Origin of the sequence: Streptomyces sp. NPDC057654, assembly GCF_042800135.1 — a bacterium.
Classification (GTDB): Bacteria; Actinomycetota; Actinomycetes; order Streptomycetales; family Streptomycetaceae; genus Streptomyces.
Window position 1 is genome coordinate 1 of sequence record NZ_JBHVHQ010000065.1, and the last position, 19,058, is coordinate 19,058.

Annotated in this window: 22 protein-coding genes and 2 pseudogenes; 15 read left to right on the top strand and 9 right to left on the bottom strand. The window is 69.5% G+C overall.

Annotation, left to right across the window (positions count from 1 at the left end):
• The first annotated feature begins 210 nt into the window (after positions 1-210).
• Positions 211-1,524, top strand: a complete 1,314-nt coding sequence (locus tag ACFU99_RS08260; RefSeq protein WP_384387594.1) for an ATP/GTP-binding protein — start codon at positions 211-213, stop codon at positions 1,522-1,524.
• Positions 1,524-2,258: an RloB family protein gene (locus ACFU99_RS08265; RefSeq protein ID WP_384387597.1), complete on the top strand. Its 735-nt coding sequence runs from the start codon at positions 1,524-1,526 to the stop codon at positions 2,256-2,258. Before ACFU99_RS08260 ends, ACFU99_RS08265 begins: the two co-directional genes overlap by 1 nt.
• A gap of 109 nt (positions 2,259-2,367) precedes the next feature.
• On the opposite strand, the gene ACFU99_RS08270 is transcribed toward ACFU99_RS08265, so the two are convergent.
• Positions 2,368-3,432: an aldo/keto reductase gene (locus ACFU99_RS08270; protein ID WP_384387600.1), complete on the bottom strand. Its 1,065-nt coding sequence runs from the start codon at positions 3,430-3,432 to the stop codon at positions 2,368-2,370.
• Between the two features lie 134 nt (positions 3,433-3,566).
• On the opposite strand from ACFU99_RS08270, the gene ACFU99_RS08275 reads away from it, so the two are divergent.
• Positions 3,567-4,412 carry a helix-turn-helix transcriptional regulator gene (locus ACFU99_RS08275; protein WP_384387603.1) on the top strand — a complete coding sequence of 282 codons (846 nt, stop codon included), beginning with the start codon at positions 3,567-3,569 and terminating at the stop codon, positions 4,410-4,412.
• Between the two features lie 64 nt (positions 4,413-4,476).
• Here the strand turns inward: ACFU99_RS08275 and ACFU99_RS08280 are convergent, their stop codons facing one another.
• The 3 genes from ACFU99_RS08280 to ACFU99_RS08290 form a co-directional block, all read right to left on the bottom strand.
• Complete coding sequence (locus tag ACFU99_RS08280; RefSeq protein ID WP_384387605.1) at positions 4,477-4,833, bottom strand: hypothetical protein; 357 nt, start codon at positions 4,831-4,833, stop codon at positions 4,477-4,479.
• Between the two features lie 77 nt (positions 4,834-4,910).
• A complete protein-coding gene (locus ACFU99_RS08285; protein WP_384387608.1) occupies positions 4,911-5,378 on the bottom strand; it encodes a hypothetical protein in 468 nt (155 codons plus the stop codon).
• 93 nt (positions 5,379-5,471) lie between these two features.
• Positions 5,472-6,176: an SDR family NAD(P)-dependent oxidoreductase gene (locus ACFU99_RS08290; protein ID WP_384387611.1), complete on the bottom strand. Its 705-nt coding sequence runs from the start codon at positions 6,174-6,176 to the stop codon at positions 5,472-5,474.
• Between the two features lie 135 nt (positions 6,177-6,311).
• Between ACFU99_RS08290 and ACFU99_RS08295 the strand changes: the two genes are divergently transcribed.
• Together ACFU99_RS08295 and ACFU99_RS08300 are read left to right on the top strand one after the other, a co-directional pair.
• Entirely contained in the window at positions 6,312-6,941 is a 630-nt protein-coding gene (locus tag ACFU99_RS08295; protein ID WP_384387613.1) for a TetR/AcrR family transcriptional regulator, read from the top strand.
• Between the two features lie 73 nt (positions 6,942-7,014).
• A complete protein-coding gene (locus tag ACFU99_RS08300) occupies positions 7,015-7,530 on the top strand; it encodes a Scr1 family TA system antitoxin-like transcriptional regulator (RefSeq protein WP_384387616.1) in 516 nt (171 codons plus the stop codon).
• A 192-nt stretch (positions 7,531-7,722) separates the two neighbouring features.
• Here the strand turns inward: ACFU99_RS08300 and ACFU99_RS08305 are convergent.
• A pseudogene (locus ACFU99_RS08305) lies at positions 7,723-7,875 on the bottom strand (transposase); the annotation flags it as partial.
• Between the two features lie 88 nt (positions 7,876-7,963).
• On the opposite strand from ACFU99_RS08305, the gene ACFU99_RS08310 reads away from it, so the two are divergent.
• Positions 7,964-8,374: a hypothetical protein gene (locus ACFU99_RS08310; RefSeq protein ID WP_384387619.1), complete on the top strand. Its 411-nt coding sequence runs from the start codon at positions 7,964-7,966 to the stop codon at positions 8,372-8,374.
• On the opposite strand, the gene ACFU99_RS08315 is transcribed toward ACFU99_RS08310, so the two are convergent.
• Entirely contained in the window at positions 8,352-9,455 is a 1,104-nt protein-coding gene (locus tag ACFU99_RS08315) for a hypothetical protein (protein ID WP_384387622.1), read from the bottom strand. The two genes, ACFU99_RS08310 and ACFU99_RS08315, sit on opposite strands and share 23 nt — an antisense overlap.
• Positions 9,456-9,770: 315 nt before the next feature.
• Here ACFU99_RS08315 and ACFU99_RS08320 point away from each other — a divergent pair, with 315 nt between their 5' ends.
• The 4 genes from ACFU99_RS08320 (at position 9,771) to ACFU99_RS08335 (ending at position 11,580) form a co-directional block, all read left to right on the top strand.
• Positions 9,771-10,625, top strand: coding sequence for a Scr1 family TA system antitoxin-like transcriptional regulator (locus ACFU99_RS08320; protein ID WP_384387625.1), 855 nt, complete (start codon positions 9,771-9,773; stop codon positions 10,623-10,625).
• 12 nt (positions 10,626-10,637) lie between these two features.
• On the top strand, positions 10,638-10,829 hold the full coding sequence (locus ACFU99_RS08325; protein ID WP_384387628.1) for a DUF397 domain-containing protein: 192 nt from the start codon (positions 10,638-10,640) through the stop codon (positions 10,827-10,829).
• Positions 10,830-11,008: 179 nt separating this feature from the next.
• Positions 11,009-11,290: a hypothetical protein gene (locus ACFU99_RS08330; protein WP_384387631.1), complete on the top strand. Its 282-nt coding sequence runs from the start codon at positions 11,009-11,011 to the stop codon at positions 11,288-11,290.
• 38 nt (positions 11,291-11,328) lie between these two features.
• Positions 11,329-11,580, top strand: coding sequence for a hypothetical protein (locus ACFU99_RS08335; protein WP_384387634.1), 252 nt, complete (start codon positions 11,329-11,331; stop codon positions 11,578-11,580).
• Positions 11,581-11,641: 61 nt separating this feature from the next.
• On the opposite strand, the gene ACFU99_RS08340 is transcribed toward ACFU99_RS08335, so the two are convergent.
• Complete coding sequence (locus ACFU99_RS08340; protein WP_384387637.1) at positions 11,642-12,463, bottom strand: hypothetical protein; 822 nt, start codon at positions 12,461-12,463, stop codon at positions 11,642-11,644.
• Positions 12,464-12,630: 167 nt separating this feature from the next.
• Between ACFU99_RS08340 and ACFU99_RS08345 the strand changes: the two genes are divergently transcribed.
• A complete protein-coding gene (locus ACFU99_RS08345) occupies positions 12,631-13,083 on the top strand; it encodes an SRPBCC family protein (protein WP_384387640.1) in 453 nt (150 codons plus the stop codon).
• Positions 13,084-13,118: 35 nt separating this feature from the next.
• Here the strand turns inward: ACFU99_RS08345 and ACFU99_RS08350 are convergent, their stop codons facing one another.
• Positions 13,119-14,366, bottom strand: a complete 1,248-nt coding sequence (locus ACFU99_RS08350) for a serine hydrolase domain-containing protein (protein WP_384387642.1) — start codon at positions 14,364-14,366, stop codon at positions 13,119-13,121.
• A 288-nt stretch (positions 14,367-14,654) separates the two neighbouring features.
• On the opposite strand from ACFU99_RS08350, the gene ACFU99_RS08355 reads away from it, so the two are divergent.
• The 3 genes from ACFU99_RS08355 (at position 14,655) to ACFU99_RS08365 (ending at position 17,721) form a co-directional block, all read left to right on the top strand.
• A complete protein-coding gene (locus tag ACFU99_RS08355; protein WP_384387645.1) occupies positions 14,655-16,034 on the top strand; it encodes an aspartate aminotransferase family protein in 1,380 nt (459 codons plus the stop codon).
• A 140-nt stretch (positions 16,035-16,174) separates the two neighbouring features.
• The gene (locus ACFU99_RS08360) at positions 16,175-16,921 is read left to right on the top strand and encodes a GntR family transcriptional regulator (protein WP_384387648.1); all 747 of its coding nucleotides are present in this window, start codon (positions 16,175-16,177) and stop codon (positions 16,919-16,921) included.
• A gap of 149 nt (positions 16,922-17,070) precedes the next feature.
• A complete protein-coding gene (locus ACFU99_RS08365; RefSeq protein WP_384387651.1) occupies positions 17,071-17,721 on the top strand; it encodes a hypothetical protein in 651 nt (216 codons plus the stop codon).
• A 24-nt stretch (positions 17,722-17,745) separates the two neighbouring features.
• Here ACFU99_RS08365 and ACFU99_RS08370 read toward each other — a convergent pair whose 3' ends face one another.
• A complete protein-coding gene (locus ACFU99_RS08370; protein WP_384387654.1) occupies positions 17,746-18,498 on the bottom strand; it encodes an SLATT domain-containing protein in 753 nt (250 codons plus the stop codon).
• Between the two features lie 231 nt (positions 18,499-18,729).
• Between ACFU99_RS08370 and ACFU99_RS08375 the strand changes: the two are divergent.
• Positions 18,730-19,058, top strand: a pseudogene (locus tag ACFU99_RS08375) (phosphoribosylamine--glycine ligase); the annotation flags it as partial.

Here is a 19,058-nt window from a genome sequence, read left to right on the forward strand (position 1 = left end):
GGGGCGGGGGGGGGGCCGGGTGGTATCTGGGGTTCCACCGGCGGGGGGGCGGGTGGGGGCCCCCCCGCCGGGGGGGGGGCCCCCCCGCCCTCGCGCAGAGGGCGGGCGGGCACTTCTCGTGCGCGTCCGCCCTGCCCAACGCGTTCGCCCTGTCCAAGGCGGGCAGCCGACGGCCGCCATGGCTAATCTGTGCGCTATGGAGGAGATGGAATGCTGCTGAGGTTCCGGGCAGCCAACGTGCGGTCCCTGCGCGAGGCGCAAGAACTGTCGCTCGTCGTCCCCGAGGACGAGGAGAGCGCGTCCGCCCGCCCGCTCCGGCTCTCCGACGGCAAGCAGCTCCCCGTCTACCCGGTACTGGGCGTCTTCGGCGCGAACGCCTCGGGCAAGTCGAACGTCATCGCCGCTCTGAAGCACATGCGGGAGGCCGTTCTCCGCTCCTATGCGGCCTGGACCTCGTACGACGGTATTCCGCGCGACGCGTTCGCGCTCGACCCCGAAGCCGCGGCCGACCCCACCCTCTACGAAGTGGATGTCGTCCTCGCGGACGGCGTCCGCTGGACGTACGGCTTCGAGCTGGGGGAGCGCCGGGTGGAGTCGGAGTGGCTCTTCGCCTACCCCAAGGGCCGACGGCAGGTCTGGTTCGACCGGGACGCCTCACGGGAGAAGGAATTCGAATTCCCCGGCGAGCGCGTGAAGGACCGCGCCCGGCTGGCCCGTACGACCCGCGGCAACGCCCTCCTTCTCAGCCGCGCGGCCAACGACGGGCACCCGGACCTCTCCCGTGTCTACGACTGGTTCAAGCGCAATCTGCACGACGTCACCCCGGAAGAGGAGCGGCCGCGCCGCGAGGAGTACACCGCCCTGCGTCTCCTCGAAAGCGCGGAGTCGCGGCGGCGGGTCGAGGCACTGCTGCGCGTCGCCGACCTGGGGATCGCGGGAGCCGAAGTGGAGCGGGACTCGGCCGGTCGCCCACGGGTCCGGCTGATCCACTCGGGCAGCGGACAGGACGCCGTCCTGGACTGGGGCGCGGAATCCCTCGGCACCCGCTCCTGGTTCGCCCTCATCGGTCCCTTGCTCCTCGCCCTCGACACGGGAGCCGTGCTGCTGATCGACGAGCTGGACGCCGGCCTCCACTCCCGCTTCGCAGCCGAGGTCGTACGGCTCTTCCAGGCGCCATGGGTGAACCCCGGGGGAGCCCAACTGATCTTCACGGCCCATGACCCCTCCCTGTTGAGAGTTCCCGGCGGCACGCGGCTCCTGGAGCCGGGGCAGCTCTGGCTGACGGAGAAGGACGCGAGCGGCGCCACGGAGCTGTACCCGATCTCCGATTGGGAGCCGACGGAGGAAGAGGACCTGATGACGTCCTACTTGGCGGGCTCCTTCGGAGGCGTGCCCAAGGTCCCCGAGGGCCAGGTCGGGCTGCACTTGCTGCGGACGGACGAGACGGCGTACGAGGCGGCGTATGAGCCGACGGACGAGATGGCGCATGAGACGCCGACGGAGCCGGAGGCGGAAGAGAGCTGATGGCGCGAGCCGACAAGGGAGGGGACAAGCTCCACAGGAGCAAGAGCGGGGCCAAGGGCCGTAAGAACCGCTCGCGTCAGGTCTATGTCTTCATCGAGGGCGAGGTGACCGAGAGGGAGTACATCAGCCTCATCGCCAAGCACGGCCGACGGGCCGACCCCCGTCGAGGCGTCGACTTCCACATCGAGAACGCCACCGCGACCGGCAAGCACCGCAAGCCCCTTCCCATGGTGCGGGGCGCCACCGCTGTGCTGCGCAGGGTCGAGCGCGAGGCCGAAGACGCCGGTCTCGACAGGGAGAAGGACTGGAACTGGCCCCAGGTATGGGTCCTCTTCGACCGCGACGCCCATGAGGGCATCCCCGAGGCGATGAAGCTCGCCCGCGAGTACGGGGTGCGGATCGCCTACTCCCACCCTTGCTTCGAGCTGTGGCGGCTCCTGCACTACCAGGACTACACCAGCACGTTCGGCGGAGTATGCGGCAGCGCCAATGCCAGACTGCGTCAACAGCCCGGTTTCGCGCAGACCTACGGGAAGAACGTGAGGACGGTCCCCGAGCAGCAGTCGAAGCACCTGCAACCGGAGCAGATCCTGGGCAACGGCAAGTACGACGCTGCCAGGAAGCACGCCCAGAAGATCAACGAGAAGCGCAGCGGCGAGAATCCACACCACTGGGACCCTTACACCGACGTGTGGAAATTCGTGGAGGAAGGCTTGCTGCTCAGCGGCTACTAAGGTCTGTTGCGAACGTGTTGGGCGCAGCCATTCGCTGAGGAACCCATGCCGAGATCGCCCCGAGGGCGGCGCTGGTGTCGCCCTCGGGACTCGGTCGGATATCAGCGGCTCAGCGGCGGGCTTCGATCTTCAGGTCGCCCGCGGTCGCCTTGCGCATGGGGGCACTGGCGAGCAGGTCGTGCGGGAAGCCGAGTTCGATCGCGCTGATCTCGTCGAGGCGGGCCAGCTGGGCGGCGGTGAAGTCGACGTCCAAGGCGCCCAGATTGTCCTCCAGTTGCGCGGGGGTGCGGGCGCCGATGATCGGCGCCGTCACGTCCGGCTGCCGCAGGGCCCAGGCCAGCCCGACCTGGGCAGGGGTGTGACCCAGGTCCGCGGCGATCTCCTTCACGGCATCGGCGACGGCGATATTACGCTCGGTGACCATGCCCAAGGTGGCGTTCCAGCTCTTGCGGGTGCTGTCGCCGGGCGCGGCGGCCGGCGCGGTCAGGTCGTCGCGGCTGTACTTGCCGGTGAGCAGCCCGCCGGCCAGCGGTGAGTACGGGACCACCCCCATCCCCATCTCGCGGGCCATGGGGATCAGGTCGCGCTCCCCGGCGCGGTTGATCAGGTTGTACTCGATCTGTAGCGCGACCAGCGGCGACCAGCCGCGCAGGTCGGCGATCGCCTGCATGCGCGACGCCTGCCAGGCCGGGGCGTTGCAGATCGCCACGTACAAGATCTTGCCCTGCCGCACCAGGTCGTCCATGCCGCGCAGGATCTCGTCGACCGGCGTCGTGAAATCCCATACGTGCAGGTAGAGCAGGTCGATGTAATCCGTACCGAGCTGTCGCAGACTCGACTCCACCGAAGCGAACAGGCTCTTGCGGTGACTGCCGCCGGAATTCGGGTCGCCGGCCCGGCGCTGCGTCGTGTATTTCGTCGCCAGCACCAGGCTCTCGCGGTTGTCGCGGGTGAATTCGCCCAGCAGCCGCTCGGAGCTGCCATTGGTGTAGGTGCTGGCCGTGTCGATGAAATTGCCGCCGCGCTCGACGTAAAGGTCGAACAGCTTGCGCGCCTCGTCCTGCTCGGCTCCCCAGCCCCACTCGGTGCCGAAGGTCGCCGCGCCCAGCGCCAGCGGTGAGACCCGCAGCCCGGAGCGGCCCAGCAGCCGGTACGTGTCGAGGGTGAGTGACATCGATTGCTCCTGTACTCGTGTACTCGTGATCTGTTGTCGAGAACGTCGAGAACAAGGCTGCGACCGCCGCGACCCGCGGGTAAGGGAAAGGGCTTCCTGGGAACGCCGGTCCTACTCTCGCTGTTGCAACGGTCATGACGACCCACACCGCGGACACCACAGTGGACACCGCACAGGAGCTGGCCGTGTTCCTGCGGACCCGGCGCGAACGGCTGGACCCGCGAGACCTCGGCCTCCCGCCGCGCCGGCAGGCCCGGCGGACCCCGGGACTGCGCCGCGAGGAAGTCGCCGAACTGGCCGGGGTGAGCGTCGACTACGTCGTACGGCTGGAACAGGGGCGCGGGCTGCGGCCCTCGGCGGACGTGGTGGAGGCACTGGCCCGCGCGCTGCGCCTGGCCCCCGTCGAACGCGCCTACCTCTTCGACCTGGCCCAGCAGCGCCCCCGCACCGCCGACCAGCCGGCCACCACCGCACCGCCGCCGCTGGCCCGGCTGGTCGCCGACCTGTCTCCGCTGCCGGCCATGCTGACGAACCACCGTTACGACATCCTGGCCTGGAACCACGAAATGACCAGGCTGCTCCTGGATTTCGGCACCCTTCCCCCGTCGCGGCGCAATGCGATGTGGCTGTGCCTGATGCATCCGGAGACGCGCGAGCTCTATGCCGACCGGGAACGCGTCGTACGGGAGGGAGTCGCCCACCTGCGCGCCGCCTGGGCCGCGCATCCTGAGGACCGGGTGCTGACCGACCTCATCGCCGAATTCATCACTCGCGACGAGGAATTCGCGCGGTTGTGGGCCGAGCGGGAAATCAAGGTCAACGGCCGCGGGCGCAAGGTGCTGCGCCATCCCGAAGCCGGTGCGATCGCGGTGGATTTCGAAACGCTGGTGCCGCTGGAAGATCCGGATCAGCGGCTGCTGATCTTCCGTGCGGCGGACGAGGAGAGCCAGTCGGCGTTGGACCGGTTGTGCGCGCGATGATGTCGAACCGGTCAGGCGTGGACCGGGGCGAAGCCGATGCCGGAGCCGTACCTGCTGCGTCGGCTCAGGCGCCGCACCATGGAACACGGCAGGTGTGCGGTGCCATACCTTCCGGGCACAGCGCCTTGAGCACGGCCTTGCGGATCGCGTGCCAGTTCCGCAGGGAACACACCAGGCGGACGTGCAGCTCGACCGCCTCCCGCGCGCCGCTGTCCTGACCGGGATGTTCGATGGCCCACTGCTCCGCCAGGAAGTCGTACATCTCGGCGGTCGTCATATCGCTGCCGGGATACGCGCGAACAACGTCCGCCTTGACGATCCGGGCGCTCCGGGGGGCCGCGGTCCGGTCGACGAGCCCCCTGACCCACGCCAGCCCTTGCTCGTCCGCGTACAAGCCGAACCTCAGTATGCGCGTCCTCATGAGGGGCGAACCTACTGACCGTCGACCGTCAGCGACAGCGTTTACATCTCAACGGACCAGGGCTCGGCGTACCGGGTTCACTCGGGTGCCAACTGCTGCGCCAGCTGTTCCAGCCCACCCTTGATGAGCTGCCCGTACTCGTCGTCGCCCAGCGCGCCGATGGCCGCCCGCGCCTGCTGGAGATGTTCGCGGGCGCGGGGGAGGTCCCCGAGCCTGCGGTAGCAGTCGCCCACGTTGAGATGCAACGACGGGTACAAGCCTGCCGCCGAAAGCGTCACGCCGGCCCGCGCCGCCCGCTCATCGGTGACCGTGCCGACGGCGGCAAGTGCCCGCAGGTCCCAGACCAGTTCCTGGCGTACGTCGTCCTGCACATCGGCCATCGCATGGGCGAGAACGCATACGTGCAGCGGGTCACCCCGCTCGCCGCCGATGTCGTCCCAGACCGCCGTGAAGAGGTCGCGAGCGGCTTCCCGCCGGCCTCGTTGGTGGTGCAACTCCACTCCGTGGCCTATCCGGATGATCGTCGGGTCGGTGATCATCGGCATTCCCTTCACCAGAGGCGTCTCACCAAAGTCTCACCAAGGGGCGTCTCACCAGGGGGCGTCGTTTCGCGACAGCCGCTCGATCGTAGCCACGGTTCAGAGCCGAGGGTGGATCTGCTCGATGCGGTCGCGCTTGGTGTACATGTCCCAGTACTGCTCGGCGAGGTCGTCGGGGTCGACGACCGAGAATTCCGTAGTACCTCCGTCTCCGGCGATGAGCGCGCTCATCTCGCTGCGGGCGATCGACGCCGCGACGGAGAGAGTCCCGGCGTAGATGCCCGCGTCGGCCAACTCGCCGTGGAGCGAGTAGAGGTAGTTACGGGCGGCGGCTCCGACAGGGGCCAGGCCGCTGAGCCGCGGCATGGGGTGGACCGCCGAGACGCCGGTGGTCAGGAGGAAGGCGCCGTCTCCCCGCTCGGTCCACTCCGGCAGCACAGCGCGCACCACTTCCACCGGCGTCAGCAGGAACATCGGGAGGCCCGCTGCCAGGGTGGCGGCATCCGTCCGGGAGGCCGGGGCGAAGCTCTGATCGGGGCTGAACGGCCCGTACTCGATCACGTCGATACGGCCGAAGCGCTCCCGGATGCCCGCGATCAACCCCGGCACCTCGTTGGTCCGGGACAGGTCGGCGGTGAAACCGGCCGCCTCGATACCGTCCGCCGCCAGCTGCTCCACAAGGGCGTCCAAGCGCTCCCGACGGCGCGCCACCAGGGCGACCCGGAAGCCTTCACGGCCGAAGCGGCGGGCGACGGAGGTGCCGAGGCCGGTACCGGCGCCGAAGACGGCGATCACTTTGGACATGGGGCTGCTCCCGACTTCAGGTGCGTACGGACTGGCATCTTGACCCTATGGTCAACTTACATTTCGACGGTAGCATGCAGGTTGACCAAGGGGTCAAGTTCTGCGGAACCGGGCCAGGAACAGGAGGGATCAGCGATGCGCGCCGACGCGCAACGGAACGCGGAGAAGCTGCGGACCGCCGCCGCCGAGCTGTTCCAGGAGCGCGGCCTGCACGTACCGCTCAAGGAGATCGCCCGGCGGGCCGGGGTCAGCCACGGCACGCTCTACAACCTCTTCGGCAGCCGCGAAGCCCTCATCGACGAGGTGGTGGCCGACCAAGCGGCGGCCCGCCTGGACGAGGCCGCGCAGCGGGCCCTGTCCTGCGAAGACGCCTGGGAGGGCTTCGCGTACTACGTCGAGCGCCTCTGCGAACTCCAGGCCACCGATTCCGCTGTCGCGGATGTGGTCGGCGGGCGCTTTCCGGGCGCGGAGCGCCTCATGGCCGCCTGCGGCCGGAGCATGGACGCCGCCCAACGCATCGTCGACCGGGCCAAGGGGGCCGGCGCCCTTCGCCCCGACTTCACCAACGCGGACTTGGTCTTCACCTTCGCCTCCAGCGCGATGCTGGCCCGCGCCAGCGGTGAGGCCGCGCCGGGTGCCTGGCGGAGGCAGGTGGCCTTCCTGCTCGACGGCCTGCGGGCCGAGGCCGGCGGGCGGCCTCTGCCGGTGGGTCCGCCGACCGAGCAGCAGGTTTACGACGCTCTGACGGGGCCGCCGCGCCCGTGACGGCGCGGCTACGCTGTGTGCTTCCAGGGGGTGGGGCGAGTACTGGTCCTCCCTTCCCGCGTTCAACCTAAACGTGGCCGAACTGGAGCACTGCGCCGTCGCGATCCGAACGGGACAGACGGCGCATATGCCTGGCCTCCTCCAGCACGAGGGCTATGTGTGCGCTGTCTTGGGGGGAGCGGTGCCGAAGCCGGCCCCCAAGACCTTGGAGCGGCGACTCGCCTTCCGGCTGAGGCGAAGCGAGGTGCTCGATCGGGCGGACCACCTAGGGGCCCACGGCTGGGGGAACTTCACTCCGACGGCCGCTGCGCCCGGTATGTCCGACACGCCAGGTTCACCCTTCAACAGGGTGCGGTTGCGGCCCACTTCTGCATCCCATAAGGCGCTTTTGCCGGGTGGTAACCGCACCCTACCTACCGGTAGCCAGTCGCGGAGCGCAGCGGAGCCTCCTACGGTCCCCACCACTGCCACACCCGTCACTGCATGCGCTGTGGACCCGCAGGGGCCGAGGCGAACGCGCACCCGAGCGACCGGACGGCCACTCCATCGCGGCAGCAGCCAGCGGCGCAGCGCAGCGGAGCCAGCCTGAACCCCGGCCGCCCACCGAGCGGCAGACAGCGCACCAAGATCAGCCCGCTCCCCTTCCCTCCCGCTGCCAGCGCCTTGGACCCGGAGGGTCCGAGACGAAACCCGCACCCACCCACGCCGAATACCGCCCCACCCACCAACCAGTCCACACCCCGGCGGCAGACGGCGAACCCGCCCCAACGCGCATGCAGTTCAGTTGGTTCCAGGTGCAGACCGAGGCGGCCACGAAGGTGATCGCGGCCAGCACTTCACGGTCCCCTCGCCGACGATAACCTCCGACCTGCGGGCGAACCGGTACCGGCGGCACCACCCTCTGGAACAGCTCCCACAGGTCTTCCGGCACCATCCGCGCGACAAGCGCACAGCAGTCATCACCCTGGGCTGCCGCAGAGGAAAGGGCAGTACTACCTCACCATGGCAGAGGCTCGTCGGTGGTGAAATCGCGCGAACTTGAATTAAGACTGCCATGCGCTGCCCGGAACATCTTCTGCCCACTCAAGGAACTCCAGGGCGGCTATCAAGTCCAGGATCTGCCCGCGAGGCTGGGAGCCTTGCCGGGCTTCACCTTCGCTGTCCTCCAGCTTGGTCGCCACGACATCCTCACCCCGGCCGCGCCGGAACTCGCCGGTCCTGCCCGGGGCGTGGCGTTCGACGCGGACACCAGCCGCCTGGACGCCGTCCCCGACGCACCCGTCTACGGCACGAAGCTGCGCTGCGCGCCGAAGTTGATCACGGCAGCCAACGAGCGGGGTGTGGGGCAGCGACGGCTCGATGAGCGTTCACAACTCGTCACCGACCCTTTACGGTTTGGGCGGGTCATCCTTACCGTCCGAAGAATGAGATGACCTTCCCCATCCATCGTGCGACACCAAGGTCTTTTTGCGGGGAGTCCTCGCTGTGCGGTGTGGAAGGCGGCTCGGGGATGTCTACTGGCTTGGTGGTCAGGTACCAGGAGCCGGTAGGGGAGTTGTGGGAGCAGGCGAGTGTTATGTACCCCGCGCGGGGCAGGTGAAATGTGATGAGCTCACCGTCTCCGCAGACTGCTTCATAGATGATTCCTCGGCCGGGTGTGCCGTCCGGCCAGTCGACATAGGGGCAGTCGCAGTCGATCCAGGGGCGAAGGCATCCGCACGTGTAGCCGACCGTCCAGGCCGCGCCCCGGGTTTGGACGGTGAATAGTGCCGGGCCGCCGTCGTAGCGGAGCACTTCGGCATTCTGGCCTTGGTGTTCGGCAGTCAGGGGGGCGGCATCGGAGAGTGGCCTGATGCGTGCGATCCAGTGGCGATTGCCCACTCCCTGGGCGGTTACGCGCAGATGGGTGAAGTGAGGGGGGAGAAAGTGGTGGCCGTAGTACGTGCGGTGGTAAGAGGTTTCGGCCAGCCTGTAATCGATCCTGGTTTCCTCTTCCGTGCGCACCATCGGTTCGACGTGCAGGTTCTCATAGCCGAGCACGTCCAGTTCGAGGATGGCCGGCTGTGCGGGCTCGGGCCGGTCGATCAGCACTTCTGTCGCGCCATTGGTGCGACCGCTGCTGACGTGGCGTTCTCCGGGGACGATGGTGGGCCGCGGTCGGGAAGCCGGGAACTCAAGCGGCACGGCTTCGATGGGGACGGGACGGCCGTCGCGCAGTGCCGCGAAGCGGATCATGGCGACGCGGCCGTCGTGCAACGCGGCCAGCATGGCGGAGACGGTATGCCCGGCGGAGGCGCGCTCGTAGGCGGCCAGGGCCGCCCGGTACTCCTTGAGGACGGCGGGGGTGGCGTCCTGGCCACTCGGATCGAAGTCCAGGGCCGCCATTTCCTCGCCGAAAGCCGTCACCGACTGCCGTGCCATCTCGGACTCGGAACCGCCTCGTAACGCCCGCCATCGGAAGAACAGCGCTCCCGCCCCGGAGCCGAGCAGGAAGCTCACGACGATCTCGATCACGTGGAAAATAATCGCACGAACCGTTCTCCGTGCACGGCTGGGAGAAACCGGATCAGCCGCCGGCTCCGAGCCGCCCGACTCTCCTTCGATGCACGCCATGCATCCCACATCCGACCTGCTGTGTCGTCACGCGCTGATCGACGTTCTCGCTGCAACGAGTGCGGCTGTGTGCCGAGGCCGCGCCGGAGGGGTTCCGTGTGCTGCTGATGGGGCGCGGGTGGGCGAGCGCGATGGCTTGGCGTGAGCGGCGGAAGCAGGCCGGGCGCTCGTGTGACGGTCCGGCTACGCTGTGTGCTTCCAGGGGAAGGGGAGCCGATGCCGGTACGTAAGCCTCCGACCGAGCGGCAACGCCGGTTGGGTGCCGAGTTGCGCAAGATGCGTGAGCACGTGGGGTTGAACATCAGTGAGGCCGCCGCGATGCACCGTACGGACCGGACCACCGTCAGCAATACGGAGTCGGCCCGGTCCGGTGTCAGCAGCGACCGGGTTCGGGTGTGGGCCGCCAACTACTCTTGCCCTGACGCCGAGTACATCGACGCGCTCGCGGAGATGGCACGTGAGCGTGGGACGTACTGGTGGGACGAGTATCGGGATTTCGTCGGCGCCAGCGCACTCGACCTCGCGGAGCTGGAGCACCACGCGGTGGCTTTGCGATCCGTGCAGATCACGCACATGCCGGGGTTGCTCCAGCATGAGGACTACGTGCGCGCCGTGTTCGCGGAGGCGGTGCCGCCTATGGCATCCGACGGTTTCGAATGCAAGCTCTCCTTTCGGCTTCAGCGCAGCAGCGTCCTCGACCGCTCGCCGATCCCGCCGGTGTGCACTTTTGTCATCCACGAGATGGCGCTGCGCGTGCTGTTCGGTGGTACGGCAGTGCTCAAAGCGCAGCTGAATCACCTTCTGGAACAGTCCGAGCGGGAGCAGGTAACCGTTCGTATTCTGCCCCTTGAGGCCGGCGGTTTCCCTGGCGCGGTGAGTTCGACGCTTCTGGCGGCCGGGCCGGTCGCGCAGCTCGATACCGTGCAGGCGGATACTCCGGCCGGATCCCTGTTCCAGCACGCTGAGACCCATCTCGCGAACTACCGTGCTGTGATAGACCGGTTGGAGGAACGCTCCCTTGACCAGGGGCGGTCCCGTGACTTCATCCGTGAGGTAGTGCGGCAACTGTGAAGGTGTATACGAGTGGACGTTCAGTGGCTTAAGTCATCGTTCTCGGACCAGCCCGAGGGTAACTGCCTCGAACTCGCCTCCTGCGACGGGGGCATTCTGATGCGCGAGAGCGATGACCCCAGTGTGGTCGTCAAGACCACGCCCGCGAAGCTCCGCGCGTTCCTGGCCGGTGCGAGGGCCGGAGAGTTCGACGGCGTCGCGTAGCTGTCGTATCGGCGTACGCCGAATGGGTGCGACTTCGCGCAACACGTTGTGTGTGACTTCCTGTTGGGGCTACCTTCGCAACTGCGCGCTGTAGTCGAGATGATGCAGCGGGCAACAAGGTGCCCCGGCGGTGTTACCAGCACCCCGGGGCGCGGTCAACGCCACGTAGGAGCGTCAACATGGCCCACCGTATCCAATCCGTCCTGCGGCGAACACTCGCTCGCGTCACCTCCTTGTTCACCGCCACCACAGAGGGGAGGTCTCCCGACGCCCCGGCCGCCAAGCCGCTCGGCCGCCCGGCGACGGGCCTGGGCCTTGGGCTGGGACTGGCAGATGACTTGCCGCTGCCGTATGTCGCGCCCGTGTTCGCGTTCAGTGGGATCGATATCGGGCCCGACGGGATGCGGGTGCGGCTCACGCCGGTCACGGAGCGGAGCGCAACGACCGGGGTGGCCTGCTGATGGGGGCTCGGGTGGTTGCGCCGCTGAGCATCAGCCGGGTGCCGAGCAAGCCGGTGCGGCGGGAGGAGGACGGGCGGATCGCCATTCACCTCTGGTTGCAGTGCGACGGGGAGTTCGGCGGTGACGTCACGCTCCGGCTCGCGCCCGCCGACGCCGAACTCCTGCACGCGCAGCTCTGCTACGCCCTCGACGACTGGCCCGTCGTGGAGCCGGAGACCCTCGGCCAACGTCTGCCGGACTGCCGCAAGAAGGTGCAGCAGGGAGGCCAGAAGGGTGGCCGCCGCCCGTAACGGTTGATCAGTGTGAGGCTCCGCCTGTGATTCCTCCTCCGCAGGCGGAGCCGAACCTCCATCAGCCCACGCGCGTAAGCGTCGTCCCGTGCCGGGTGTCGCCCAACCGCCCCACCACCAAGCTGTCGCGGTCGTACGGAGCCGACGGATTGGCGTTCAGGGTGAGGGAGGCGTCGCTGTCCCGGCAGGCGGGGTTTTTGGTGTCGGTGAGCTTCATGGGGCTGAGGATCAGACCGTCCGAGCCTCGGGACGCCGAGGCCACATAGGCCGGGGCCGTGCAGTGGTGGCCGGGGGAGGTGCGGGTGATGGTGGCGGATTTGGTGCCGATCGCGCCCTGGTGCACCGTGATCGTCAAGTCCGCGGCAGCGGACCGCCATGTGCCCCGGTAATGGGAGTCCACCGGCGAATTTCCGTCGGGAGCGCGGTGCAAGGCGGCGGTCGCGCCGTCGGCTTCCCAGGACAGCGTGCCGTTGTCGCCCTTGCGGAGTGATTGCTTGCCTTGCGTTCGGCCTTTCTCGCACGAGCCCTTCCCTGGGAGGGAATCCGCGGGCCGGGCGCGGTACTTCACGCGGTACTTGGAAAGGCTCGTAAAGGCGCCGCCCGCACGGCAGTAGGACCTCGGGCCCGTCGTCCGGACCTTCACCGAGCGCGTGTGCTTCGACCGCCCGATATCTATCCGCAGGATTTCGCCCGTCTCGTGGCCCTTTTCCGTCACCTTGCCTTCCCAGCCGCCCCGGAAGGCGGCCGGTACACGGCCCTTGGCCCGTTTGGACGAGCCGGTCAGGCCGCAGGACGCCGTGGTCACCAGCGTCAGAGCGGTCACGGCGGCCATGGCCGCCAGCGCGGCAGCGCTTCCGTGAAACCCGCGTATTCCGCGCATCATCGCGCGCTTCCTCTCCCCCGTCGGTTACGTGCGGGGGAGAGGGTAGACGGTCGTCTCACCGTCGTGCGAATTGGGTCGCGGAGGGTCCGGCCGACGGGACGCTCGTACGTCGCGGGCGGACACTGGGAAGGCCGCAGTTCCCATCCGACCAAACGGAGGAAGAAACCATGGCCGGCACGTTCGAATTCGTCTACGTCACCTATATCCGGAGCGACCCGGAGAAGATCTGGACCGCCCTCACCGACCCCGGGCAGACCGCCGCCTTCTGGGGCCACAGCAACGTCTCGGACTGGCAGGTCGGCTCTGGGTGGGAGCATCAGCGCACTGACGGCTCGCGCACCCCCGACGTCGTCGGCACCGTCGTGGAGAGCGCGCCGCCCACTCGGCTGGTGACGACCTGGGCCGAGCCCGGCGTCGGGCCCGAGGTCAAACCCTCGCGCGTCACCTTCGGCATCGAGCCGTACGGGGAGATCGTGCGGCTCACCGTGACCCACCAGGACCTCGCCGACGAGGCCGAGCGGGACGCCACCGCCGGGGGCTGGGCGGCGGTGCTCTCCAACCTCAAGACGTTCATCGAGACCGGGCGCCCGCTGCCCCAGGAGCCGTGGACCATGCCTTAGTCGTAGCCGCAGCCGTCGGCGATGCCGTGGTCCCGTCAGCCGCAGATGGCGTCGTCCAGCACTCTGTCTATGGGGCCGCCGATGCGCGGATCGGCGGGCCAGTCGGCGAGGTTCGCGGACAGGACGACACGGTGTGATCGGTCCGGCGTCGTGAAGGCGAGCGTGGCGTAGCCGGGGATGCCGCCGGTGTGGCCGACGGCCAGGCGGCCGCAGCTCGACTTCAGGTGCTTGAGGCCGAGCCCGTACCGGCTGTCGGGGTCGCCCGTGGGCACCGTACGGTTCATTTCCTTCCATTCGGCCGGACGGAGGAGCTTGCCCGAGGTGAGCGAGGTGAGGAAGACGTCCATGTCGTGCGTCGTCGAGACGATCTCTCCTGCGGGGCCTGCCATCGACGGGTTCAGCTCCGTGATGTCCACCTGCCGCGCGTCGCTCTTCCCGGGGCCCGGCCCCGTACTCGTACCCGTACCCGTACTCGCGCCCTTCCCCTTCCCCAGCCCCTTCCCATCGAGCGTGATGTAGCCATGCGCGTGCGGTCCGGGCAGCGACGTCCTGTCCTCGGGCACGGACGTGTGCCGAAGCCGCAGCGGCTTGATGATCCGGCTCCGCACCTCCTCCGCGTACGAATGCCCCGTCACGCGCTCGATGATGAGACCGAGGACGAGGTAGTTGGTGTTGGAGTACGCGTAATCCGTGCCGGCCGGAAAGTCGGGGGTCCGCGCCGCGGCCTCCCGCACGAGTTCGGTGCTGTCGTAATGGCGGAAACGGGTACGGACCAGGTCCGCGCCCTGCGGCAGCTCGCGAGCGAAGTCGTGGAGGCCGCTGGTGTGCTGGAGGAGCATCCGTACCGTGATGTGCTCGGCTCCGGGAACGAGGCCCGGGGGCAGGTAGTGGTCCGACGGGGCGTCCAGCGACACCTTGCCCTCTCCGACCAGTTGCAGCAGGGCGACGGCCGTGAACATTTTGGTGGCGCTCCCGGCGCGGAACAGGCCGCCTCGCGGCACAGGGGAATCGCCGTCCGCCCGAGCCTTCCCCGCCCGAGCCTTCCCCACGCGGGCCGTCCAGGTGCCGTTCTCGTCCGTCACCCGCACCTGGGCGCCGACAGCGCCGACGCGAGCGAGGTCCTCAAGGTGTCGGCGGATCCGTTCGCGTCCGCTGTCGACGTTTTTCGACGCGGTGCTCGCCGACGTGGCGTACGTCGACGTGGTGTTCGCCGACGCGGCGTACGCCGGGAAGGCCGTCACACCGACCGCGACGGTGAGAAGGGAGGTGAGCAGAGGTCGCACGATGCGCATGTTTCCCCACGAACGATGGGAGTCGGCTGGTCTCCGGTATTCCACGGCACACGGCTCTCTCAAGGCACTGGAGCAGGCCCCCGGCTTCAGCGGGGGAGAACCCCGCCCGCAGACGGGGGGTGCCCTCACCCAGCCGTGCGGGTCGGCAATGTGTCCGCCTCCGTGACCACTGCCATACACACTGCCGGTACCGGCCCTACCCGCCGGTCCCTACCCTGGCGGTGTCCGTCTCCCGCCCCGGCAGGCCCGAGCGCCCCTAATGGATCCGAGGTACCGACTGTGAGCACGCAGCCTCAGCAGCAGGCCACCGCGCAGCCCGACCCCGCCGCCGGCGCCGCCGTGAAGGCCGCCGACCGCGCGCACGTCTTCCATTCCTGGTCGGCGCAGGGACTCATCGACCCGCTGGCCGTCGCGGGCGCCGAGGGCTCGTACTTCTGGGACTACGACGGCAACCGCTACCTCGACTTCTCCAGCGGCCTCGTCTTCACCAACATCGGGTACCAGCACCCGAAGGTCGTCGCCGCGATCCAGGAGCAGGCCGGGAAGCTCGCCACCTTCGCGCCCGCCTTCGCCGTGGAGTCGCGCTCCGAGGCCGCGCGGCTGATCGCCGAGCGGACCCCCGGCGACCTCGACAAGATCTTCTTCACCAACGGCGGCGCGGAGGCCGTCGAGAACGCCGTACGGATGGCCCGGCTGCACACGGGCCGCGCCAAGGTGCTCTCCGCCTACCGCTCGTACCACGGCGCGACCTCCGCCGCGATCAACCTCACCGGCGACCCGCGCCGCTGGCCGTCCGACACCGCCTCGGCGGGCGTCGTGCACTTCTGGGCGCCGTTCCTCTACCGCTCGCCCTTCCACGCGCGGACCGAGGCGGAGGAGCGCGACCGTGCGCTCCAGCACCTTGAGGACACCATCGCCTTCGAGGGGCCCGGCTCCATCGCCGCGATCATCCTGGAGACGATCCCGGGCACGGCCGGCATCATGATCCCGCCGCCCGGCTACCTCGCGGGGGTCCGCGAGATCTGCGACCGGTACGGCATCGTCTTCATCCTCGACGAGGTGATGGCGGGGTTCGGCCGCACGGGCGAGTGGTTCGCCGCCGACCTCTTCGACGCCGTCCCCGACCTCCTGACCTTCGCCAAGGGCGTCAACTCCGGCTACGTGCCGCTCGGCGGCGTCGCCATCTCCGCGGAGATCGCCGCCACCTTCGACACCCGCCCCTACCCCGGCGGCCTCACCTACTCCGGCCACCCCCTGGCCTGCGCCGCCGCCGTCGCGACGATCAACGTGATGGAGGAGGAGGGCATCGTCGGCAAGGCGGCCGGCATCGGCGCCCAGGTCCTGGAGCCGGGGCTGCGCGAGATCGCCGAGCGGCACCCCTCGGTGGGCGAGCTGCGCGGCGTCGGCGCGTTCTGGGCGCTGGAGCTCGTACGGAACCGCGAGACGCGCGAGCCGCTGGTGCCGTACAACGCCTCCGGCGAGGCGAACGCGCCGATGGGCGCCTTCGCCGCCGCCTGCAAGAAGTCCGGTCTGTGGCCCTTCGTGAACATGAACCGCACCCACGTCTGCCCGCCCCTGACCATCTCCGAGGCCGAGGCCAAGGAAGGGATCGCGCTGCTCGACGCCGCTCTCTCGGTGGCGGACGAGTTCACGGTCTGAGAGATCCCCGAAAAAGCTGAGCCGCTCCTTCCGCAGGCCGCGCCCGTCTCCCCGACGTGCGCGGCCTGCGTCTTGTGCGGCAGCGAAGCAGCCTCCGCAACGCGCCTCGCATATCGTGTGCGCGACGACGAGAGGCGCAGATGTCAGGGAACTCAGCAAAGGGCGGCGCAGTACTGCGCACCACGCTGCGCGCGCAGATCGCCGACGCGCTCCGCGACGAAGTGCTCGCGGGACGGCTGCCCCCGGGACGACATTTCACGGTCAAGGAGATCGCCGAGCAGTACGGGGTCTCCGCCACCCCGGTCCGCGAGGCGCTGCTGGACCTCTCCGCGCAGGGGCTGCTCGACGTCGAGCAGCACCGCGGCTTCCGGGTCCACGAGTTCTCCAGCCAGGACTTCCGCGACATGGTCGAGGCCCGCACGCTGATAGTCGAGGGGATCTTCCGCTGCTCCGCCGAGTGCGCGGTACGGACCTCCACCCCGAACGCGCTGGCCTCCGTGCGCCGCCGGGCCGAGGAGGCGAGCCGCGCGGCGCGTACGGGCGACCTCGACATCCTCATCGGGTACGACCTGCGGTTCTGGCGCGAACTCGCGGGACTCATCGGAAACCCGTACATCATGGACTTCCTGGACCGCGTGCGGATACAGAGCTGGATCTTCACGGTGCCGCGGCTGCGGCGCCTCCCGGAACTGCGCGGGCGGCTGTGGCACGGCCACATCGAACTGGTCGAGGCCGTGGTGGGGCGGGACTCCGGGGCGGTGGGGCAGATCATCACGGCGTACAACGCGCACTCGCTCGCCCTCGTCGACTCGACGCCGCGGGTGCCGGGATGGAGCGCGGGGCGGCCGGGCACGGGATTAGGCACGGGGCCAGTGTCCGAGAGCTGAGCCCCGAGCCGCCGTGTCCGTCCCCCGGCACATGGAGGCGGTCCGGCGGTCCCCCGGCGTAATCGCCGCCGCACGCACTGTGTGATGGACCGCCCGCCCGCACTACGCTTGCCCGACCATCGCATCGACGCGAACGAGAGTGAGTTCACGTGGCCTGTGACCTCTGGCTGGTCCCCCTCGTAGACGTGCTGTGCCACAGCCCCGACAACCCCTTCGCGGAGGAGATCGCCGCCTATGACAAGGCGCTCGGCGAAGCGGGGCTGCCGCCCATACCGGTCTACAGCTACATGCCCGGCCTGTCGGGCGACGTCGCCCCCGTGGCGGGCTTCGACTACGACGCGCTGCACTTCCTGCGCCGCGCCTACCTCCTGCACATCTGCGGGCTCGCCGTGACCCCCGTCGACGAACTGGGCGGTGACTACGAGCAGTTGCTGGAGATGTTCGAGTCCACGGCCCAGCAGTCGCATCTGGTGTGGCACTACGACCACGCGGGCGCGTACGTGCCCGTCGACTTCCTCCACCCGCTCTCCAATGACGAACTCCTCGAAGGCGGCGGCCCCTTGGGCTCCGCGTACGGGCTGCTGCGGGAACTGGAGACGGTGGCGCCGGTGTTGGGCATCGACCACGCCAACCCGCCGGCCGCGCCCGCGCCCCCCGTCCGCCCGACCGGCCTGGAGGAACCCGCGGCCCCGGGCCCGTACGAGGACAGCCCCTTCGCGCGCGAGAGGCATGTGTGGCTCGGGCTGCACGCGGCCGTGACGCGCAGTCTGGGGCAGGGGTCGATGATCGTCTTCAGTTAGCCGGTACCGGCCCGCCGGTACGCGTCAGCGCGGCGGCTCCGGCGGGCGCTGGCGCGGCATGTTCGGGCGGGTGCCCGGCGGCAGCGGGAAACGTGTGACGGGGCTCCCGCCCTCGGTCCGGGGGCCCCACGCCACCAGCGACTGGAGCAGCAGCGGGCCCGTACCGGACCCGAACTCCACCATCCAGTCCGCCGTCTCCGACCGTACGAGCTCGGTGACGTCCTCCGAGAAGCGCCGCAGCACCGTCAGGCAGCGCTCGGCCGCCTCGCTCGCCGTGCCCTCCGTCGGGCCCAGCACCTCGCGCACGCTCTCCGACGCCCAGTCGAACTGGAGCACCCCGAGGCGGCGTTGCACGGCCTGCGCCGTGGCCACATGGCGCATCCAGCCCGAGGACAGCCCGAAGAACCGGTCGCAGCCCACGCACGCCACCGCTGCGAGCAGCGCCACGAAGCCCCAGGCGGCGCCGCCGTGCAGCACGCCCGCCAGCTCCAGCAGCGGCAGCGCCGCGCCCGCCACCGCGCCGAGGGCGGCGCCGGCCCGCAGCACGCGCGCCCAGCGGCGCTTGTTCACACGGTCCGCGAGGTACCAGGAGATGACGCGCAGCGCGCCGTCCTCCACCCAGCGGTACAGCTCGTCCAGCCGGTCCGCGGGCTCGCCCCAGTCGCCGAGCGGGAAAGGACGGCCGCGCAGATCGTCGCCGTGCCGCGGCTCGTCCTGCTGCTGCTGGTCGCCCTCCTCCCGTGGTGGCCCCTCGGGTTGCATCTCCGGCTGGCTCACCCGTGCGCTCCCTGTATGACTGTGTGACGGTTAGCGGTGTGACGATTGACGGCTTGACGTCTGGCGACTGACGCGCAGCCCCCCATTCCTACCGCCGAACGGCTGGCCTTGAGCCCAAGATCGAGGAATTTCCCGTCGGAAGTGGTGCGGCATCGGGTATAGACCACCGACCCCCCTCACCCGAAAGAGTGGGCGCGGTGACCGAAACGGCGTTCCCGTAGGCTGCACCCCGTGAAGGTCCTCGTCATCGGCGGCGGCGCCCGCGAACATGCCCTGTGCCGCTCTCTCTCCCTCGACCCCGACGTCACCGCCCTGCACTGCGCCCCAGGCAACACCGGGATCGCGGAAGTCGCGACGACGCACCCCGTGGACGTCCTCGACGGCGCGGCCGTCGCGGACCTCGCCCTCGATCTCCGGGCCGACCTCGTGGTGGTGGGCCCCGAGGCGCCGCTGGTGGCGGGCGTCGCCGACGCGGTGCGCGAGCGCGGCGTCGCGGCCTTCGGCCCCTCGGCCGAGGCCGCCCGGCTGGAGGGCTCCAAGGCGTTCGCGAAGGACGTGAT

Coding starts and splice junctions, on each gene's coding strand:
- ACFU99_RS08270 (WP_384387600.1), bottom strand. CDS start 3,432: ATGTCACTCACCCTCGACACGTACCGGCTGCTGGGCCGCTCCGGGCTG.
- ACFU99_RS08330 (WP_384387631.1), top strand. CDS start 11,009: ATGGCCCACCGTATCCAATCCGTCCTGCGGCGAACACTCGCTCGCGTC.
- ACFU99_RS08290 (WP_384387611.1), bottom strand. CDS start 6,176: ATGTCCAAAGTGATCGCCGTCTTCGGCGCCGGTACCGGCCTCGGCACC.
- ACFU99_RS08295 (WP_384387613.1), top strand. CDS start 6,312: ATGCGCGCCGACGCGCAACGGAACGCGGAGAAGCTGCGGACCGCCGCC.
- ACFU99_RS08360 (WP_384387648.1), top strand. CDS start 16,175: ATGTCAGGGAACTCAGCAAAGGGCGGCGCAGTACTGCGCACCACGCTG.
- ACFU99_RS08280 (WP_384387605.1), bottom strand. CDS start 4,833: ATGAGGACGCGCATACTGAGGTTCGGCTTGTACGCGGACGAGCAAGGG.
- ACFU99_RS08320 (WP_384387625.1), top strand. CDS start 9,771: ATGCCGGTACGTAAGCCTCCGACCGAGCGGCAACGCCGGTTGGGTGCC.
- ACFU99_RS08345 (WP_384387640.1), top strand. CDS start 12,631: ATGGCCGGCACGTTCGAATTCGTCTACGTCACCTATATCCGGAGCGAC.
- ACFU99_RS08285 (WP_384387608.1), bottom strand. CDS start 5,378: ATGCCGATGATCACCGACCCGACGATCATCCGGATAGGCCACGGAGTG.
- ACFU99_RS08260 (WP_384387594.1), top strand. CDS start 211: ATGCTGCTGAGGTTCCGGGCAGCCAACGTGCGGTCCCTGCGCGAGGCG.
- ACFU99_RS08275 (WP_384387603.1), top strand. CDS start 3,567: ATGACGACCCACACCGCGGACACCACAGTGGACACCGCACAGGAGCTG.
- ACFU99_RS08265 (WP_384387597.1), top strand. CDS start 1,524: ATGGCGCGAGCCGACAAGGGAGGGGACAAGCTCCACAGGAGCAAGAGC.
- ACFU99_RS08340 (WP_384387637.1), bottom strand. CDS start 12,463: ATGATGCGCGGAATACGCGGGTTTCACGGAAGCGCTGCCGCGCTGGCG.